Origin of the sequence: Finegoldia magna, assembly GCF_018371055.1 — a bacterium.
GTDB classification, from domain to species: domain Bacteria; phylum Bacillota; class Clostridia; order Tissierellales; family Peptoniphilaceae; genus Finegoldia; species Finegoldia magna_I.
Genome location: NZ_JAGYZD010000164.1, coordinates 1 through 4,051 on the forward strand (window position 1 = coordinate 1; position 4,051 = coordinate 4,051).

At 29.9% G+C, this 4,051-nt stretch carries 4 protein-coding genes; all 4 read right to left on the reverse strand.

The annotated features are described in order from the left end of the window. Positions 1–75 precede the first annotated feature (75 nt). The 4 genes from dut to KHW44_RS07205 all read right to left on the reverse strand — a co-directional run bounded on the left by dut (position 76) and on the right by KHW44_RS07205 (position 4,023). Positions 76–507 (reverse strand): dUTP diphosphatase, encoded by a 432-nt coding sequence (dut, locus tag KHW44_RS07190; RefSeq protein ID WP_094207129.1) that lies wholly within the window; start codon positions 505–507, stop codon positions 76–78. A gap of 51 nt (positions 508–558) precedes the next feature. Further along, positions 559–2,703 (reverse strand): polyribonucleotide nucleotidyltransferase, encoded by a 2,145-nt coding sequence (locus KHW44_RS07195; RefSeq protein ID WP_304067756.1) that lies wholly within the window; start codon positions 2,701–2,703, stop codon positions 559–561. A 46-nt stretch (positions 2,704–2,749) separates the two neighbouring features. Further along, positions 2,750–3,016 carry a 30S ribosomal protein S15 gene (gene rpsO, locus KHW44_RS07200; protein WP_304067759.1) on the reverse strand — a complete coding sequence of 89 codons (267 nt, stop codon included), beginning with the start codon at positions 3,014–3,016 and terminating at the stop codon, positions 2,750–2,752. An 80-nt stretch (positions 3,017–3,096) separates the two neighbouring features. Then, positions 3,097–4,023, reverse strand: a complete 927-nt coding sequence (locus KHW44_RS07205) for a bifunctional riboflavin kinase/FAD synthetase (protein WP_304067761.1) — start codon at positions 4,021–4,023, stop codon at positions 3,097–3,099. Positions 4,024–4,051: the final 28 nt, after the last annotated feature.

Consider the following 4,051-nt stretch of genomic DNA (forward strand, 5'->3'; position numbering starts at 1 on the left):
TCGAAGAGTTAGCATTTTTTTTGCTATTAGATTTTGATTGAGTTTTGTTTCGTGATTTAGTATTTCTAGCCATAATTAGTAGCCTGTATGGCCAAATCCGCCATCATTTCTATCTGTAGCATCTAATACTTCAACTTCTTCGAATTCAATATTTTCGAATTTTTGTAGTATCATTTGACAAATTCTATCCCCTGATGAAATTGTATATTCTTCATTCGACAAATTGACTACAGGAATTCTTAATTCTCCTCTATAATCACTGTCTATAGTGCCAACGCAATTTATCAGAGTTATTCCATGCTTTATACTCAAACCACTTCTTGGTCTGATTTGAACCTCATAACCTTCTGGAATTGCAATATATATTCCAGTAGGTACAAGAGTTCTTTCAAGTGGTTTTAAAGTTATATCATTTTCAGTATAAGCTCTCAAATCCATACCACTAGACCCAATTGTTGAATATTTTGGTAGAGGGTTATTAGATTTATTAATTATTTTAACTTTCATAATGTCCCCTTTCAAAAATATAGTTGAGTAATAAAATTACTCAACTATTAATTATTTATCTTCTGTATTTTGATCTTCAGATTTTTTATCAAAATTCTTTTTTTCTTTTCTTTCTGGTTTTGGTAAAAGAGCTTTTCTGGATAATGTCATCTTACCTTGGTCATCTATATCCATAAGTTTTACCATAATTTCATCGTTTTCTTTTAAAACATCTTCAACTTTATTCGTTCTTTCATGCGCTATATTCGATATGTGAAGAAGGCCTTCTTTTCCAGGTAATATTTCAACAAAAGCACCAAAATTCATAATCTTAGTAACTCTTCCTAAATATTTTTCACCAATTTCTGGTTCTCTAACTATTTCTTTAATCATATCTATAGCTCTTTGTGCACTTTCAGTGTTTTCACCAGCTACGGTAATTTTACCATCATCTTCAGTATCTATTTTAACGCCAGTTTCATCAATTATTTTGTTAATTACTTTTCCACCTGGTCCAATAACTTCTCTTACTTTTTCAGGCGCAATATTAATTACCATAATTCTAGGAGCATACTTTGAAATTTCTTTATTTGGTTCACTTATACATTCGTTCATTAATGATAATATATGAAGTCTACCAACTCTAGCTCTTTCTAAAGCTTCAGTTAATATTTCTTCAGAAATTCCTGTAATTTTAATATCCATTTGCAATGCAGTTATACCATCTTTTGTACCTGCAACTTTAAAGTCCATATCTCCTAAGTGATCTTCCAAACCTTGAATATCAGATAAAATTACAACATTATCATCTTCCTTAATCAATCCCATGGCAATACCTGCAACAGGTTCTTTTATTGGAACACCTGCATCTAGTAAACTAAGAGTTGAACCGCATACAGATGCTTGAGAACTAGAACCGTTTGAACTTAATACTTCAGATACTACTCTTATTGTGTAAGGGAATTCTTCTTCTGATGGAATTACAGGTAATAGAGCTCTTTCAGCTAAAGCACCGTGACCAATTTCACGTCTACCTGGACTTCTTAAAGGTCTTGCATCCCCAACAGAGTAAGGTGGGAAGTTGTATTGATGCATATATCTTTTATCTTCTTGTTCAATTAGTCCGTCTAGTACTTGTGCATCAGATGGAGTTCCTAATGTTGTTACAGATAAAACTTGAGTTTGACCTCTTTTAAACAAACCTGAACCATGTGGTCTAGGTAAAATATCTACATCACAAGTTATTTCTCTAATTTGATCAAGTTTTCTATTATCAGGTCTGATATGATCTTCTAATATTAAACGTCTTACTTCTGATTTTTCTAAATCATCGTATATAGTAGAAACTTTTGAAGCTATACTTTCATCATATTTTTCAACAAAATGATCCACTACGCTTCTTTTAAGTGTATTAATGTGATCTTCTCTATCTAATTTATCTTCATTAACTGTAATTTTCTTCAAATCTTCAATGCAAAATGATTTAACTTCTTCATCTAACTCTACATTTTTTTCTGGCTGAATGAATTCTTGTTTTGGTTTACCACATTCTTTTTGAATTGACTCAATAAATTCACATATTTTTTTGATTTCTTCATGTGCTCTAAGTATAGCTTTTAATACTTGTTGTTCAGTAATATTATTGCATCCAGCTTCAACCATCATAATAGCATCTTTAGTACCAGCAACAGTTAATTCAAGATCTGATTTATCTCTTTGTTCTTGTGTAGGATTAATAATAAATTCACCATCGATCATTCCGACGGCTACAGAACCAGTAGGTCCTAAGAAAGGAATATCTGAAATGCTCAAGGCTATAGATGAGCCTATCATAGCTAAAATATCAGGAGTATTGTCTTGATCCACAGAAAGTGCAGTAGCTATAACTTGTACATCGTTATGATATCCTTCTGGGAATAATGGTCTTAGTGGTCTATCTATTAATCTAGCAGTTAATGTAGCCTTTTCACTAGGTCTACCTTCACGTTTTATAAATCCTCCTGGAATTTTTCCGACAGAATAAAGTTTTTCTTCAAAATCGCATGTTAATGGGAAGAAATCAACTCCCTCACGTGGCTCTTTTGATCCTACAGCAGTAACTAGAAGTACAGTTTCTCCAGATTGAATTAAACATGCTCCATTAGCTTGTTCAGCAACTTTTCCAATCGTAACTTCTATTTTTTTACCGCATAAATCATATTCATATTTTTTTATCATATATTCTCCTTATAAATAAAAAGAGCGGAAAAACCCGCTCTTTCAATTATCTTCTAATGTTTAATCTTTTAATTAAATCACGGTATCTTTCAATGTCTTTATTGCTAAGATATTTAAGAAGATTTCTTCTTTTACCGATCATTTTGAAAAGACCTCTTCTTGAATGGTGATCATTCTTATGAGACTTTAAATGTTCAGTTAAGTAGTTTATTCTGTAAGTCAATAAAGCTACTTGAACTTCTGGAGAACCAGTGTCTCCTTCTTTTGTTTGGTATTCTTTGATTATTTCTTCTTTGATTTCTTTGTTGTACATAATTTCCTCCATAAATTTAATATTCACCATTACAGCGATATCGTTGAGGTTTCGAATATCAATGTAACAGTAGTACTTATTTATATTATCATATAATCTTGTAATTGTAAATCTAAATCTTGGTTTTTTGCAAAATTATAATCGCTTTTTAATTTATTGATAAGTTCAATCTCAGAATTAAATTTTACATTATATCTTATTTTTTTTATGAATACTAACGTTAATTCTTTTCCATACAAATCACCTTTAAAATCTAATATATGAGTTTCAATTTTAACATCATGTTCATCGTATGTTAGATTTTCTCCTATTGATGTTATACCTTTGTATAATTTGTTATCATAAATAACGTTAGTGTAATAAACTCCTGCTGCTGGTATAATATATTCTTTACATTCCAAATTAGCAGTAGGATAACCTAAATTTCTTCCTCTATGTTTCCCGTCAATTACAACTCCATTTATACTAAATGGTCTGTAAAGCATTGAATTAGCATTTTCAATTTCTCCACTCATTAAAAATTTGCGTATTGTTGTCGATCTAATAGGCACACCATTAATAAATTGGTCATCTATAATATAGAGTTTATAATTAAAAACTTTTTGGAAATTTTTCAAAGTAGATATATTACCAGATGCATTAATGCCAAATTTGAAATCTTTGCCAACAACTAAATTTTTGAAATTAGTATGTTCTTTCACATAATCTAAAAACTCTTCAGGCTTCAAGGATAAAAAAGCTTTATCAAATGACTTTATTAAACAGTAATCTACATTCATTCTTCTTAATAGATTGATTTTATCGTCCGTTATTAATATGTTTTTAAACTTATCATCTTCTAAAATTTCTGAAGTATGTGACTTGAATATAATAACCCCTGATTTACCTAAGCTAACACATTTATTTATAAGTTTTTGATGTGCTAAATGCAATCCATCAAAATTTCCTAAAGTAATAGCATCAATATTAATTTTTACGTTATCTTTGTCTAAATCAATTATTTGCATATATCAAATACCTTATTCATTTTTAAAA